Origin of the sequence: Candidatus Regiella insecticola LSR1 (assembly GCF_000143625.1) — a bacterium.
GTDB classification, from domain to species: Bacteria; Pseudomonadota; Gammaproteobacteria; order Enterobacterales; family Enterobacteriaceae; genus Regiella; species Regiella insecticola.
Window position 1 is genome coordinate 1 of record NZ_GL379731.1, and the last position, 1,758, is coordinate 1,758.

Here is a 1,758-nt window from a genome sequence, read left to right on the forward strand (position 1 = left end):
GGAATGTACATGCAGTACATGAGGATTACGCGCACCGGGCAACGCAGGATCCATTACGTAGCAGGTTTCGAAAGAAGTCTATTCTTTTGCTAGCCACTTTAACAAGGTATGCCCATGACCCGAAGGCACCATTGTTTGGTGCAGCCAAGGTAACAAGGTTTTCATCTGCTGCTCTAGTTTCCAGGGTGGATTAATCACAATCATACCTGAAGCCGTCATGCCATGATGGTTGCTGTCTGGCTGTACTGCTAACTCAATTTGTAGCATGTGTTTGATTTTACCGTTCTGTAGTGCTCGTAGCATATGTTTGATCCGTTGACGCAACACGACGGGATACCATATTGCGTAAATACCATTGGCAAAGCGTTGGTAGCCTTCTTGAAGGTGGGTGACGACATTTTGATAGTCAGTTTTTATTTCATAAGAGGGATCGATAAAAATCAATCCTCTGCGTGAAGCAGGGGGTAACTGTGATTTGAGCTGCATATAGCCATCGACGCGCTGCACTTTTGCCTGCTTATTGTGAGTAAATTCTTTTCGTAGCAACGGGCAATCAGTGGGATGCAATTCGGTGAGGTGAATTTTATCGCCTGCCCGTAATAAATACTGAGCAATCAGCGGTGAGCCAGGATAATAGCGTAAATTGTTATCTTTGTTGCATGCTTTTATTGCGTCGAGATAACGGCAGATTTCCCTGGGGGGGATTATCTGCTTGCCAAATTTTAGCGATCCCGGCCAAATATTCCCCCGTACGTCCGGCATGTTCACCCCGTAATTGATAACGCCCGGCGCCAGCATGGGTATCTAAGTATAAAAAATTTTTTTCTTTCTCTTTTAAATGCTCAATAATCAGGCTTTGAACGCTATGTTTTAAAACATCGGCGTGGTTACCTGCGTGAAAACTGTGGCGATAGCTCAACATGGTATTTTTTATACTTTCCTATTTTTATAAGGTGTGTAGTGTACACAAAATACATAAGGATGGTGAGCACCGCGTTTGCATCTTGCGGTAGGCTCTTAGAGGTAGGATAAAAAAATCATTGACTTTATTTATGATAAAAAACGATAAACCGATCATGATTATTATTGACTAATAATCATGATCAAGATGATATTAATTTGCTTTTATTGAATCTACTTTAGCATTCCTTGTAATTTTATCATGTCAGTTCTTATTGACCTCAGTAATCCTGCGATCTCACCCTTTTTTTCTGCCACTTCCTTCACTCTCTCGTTCTTTTTCTCATCGTTTTCAGCCAGATTGAAATTTTCTTGAGCATTTTCAATTTCTTTCATCGTGATTTCTGCTTTCCGTTTGTTGTCAAAAATGTTATTCATAAGCGTATTAGCTTCTTTATAAAGGTATCTATTATTGCTATTCACTTGAACTTGACTTTTAAAGTTTTTTAACGCCATGACCGCGTTGGTTTCTATCAATACTAAATAGTCTCTCGAATCCTGTACGTTTTTTATCAATTTTGCTAAATTTTCATCAGTCGCTATGGTTTCAGATTTTTTTACTTCTTCAGAGCTCTCGTCAGCAGTGTGAAGTAGTACTTCTGGTGCGTGCTGAGTTTGCTTTTCTACGGATACAACTTTTTTAAAGTTATCTCTAATATAATTTATGAAAGATTGAGCTGAACACTGTATTTTACATAATATTCTCTCGATAAATGTTAATCGTTTATCTGAATTGCCTACATTAATTATAGTGTTAGCACAAGGTGTTCCCTCTTTCACGCGTTTTTCACTCTGTAC

1 protein-coding gene and 1 pseudogene are annotated in these 1,758 nt (G+C 39.1%); both read right to left on the reverse strand.

Going from position 1 to position 1,758, the window contains the following annotated elements; all coding sequences use genetic code 11:
• Positions 1–78 precede the first annotated feature (78 nt).
• A pseudogene (locus REG_RS10165) lies at positions 79–922 on the reverse strand (23S rRNA (adenine(2030)-N(6))-methyltransferase RlmJ).
• A gap of 212 nt (positions 923–1,134) precedes the next feature.
• Positions 1,135–1,758, reverse strand: a 624-nt coding sequence (locus tag REG_RS10170) for a hypothetical protein (RefSeq protein ID WP_218015688.1), incomplete at its 5' end; no start/stop codon positions are given.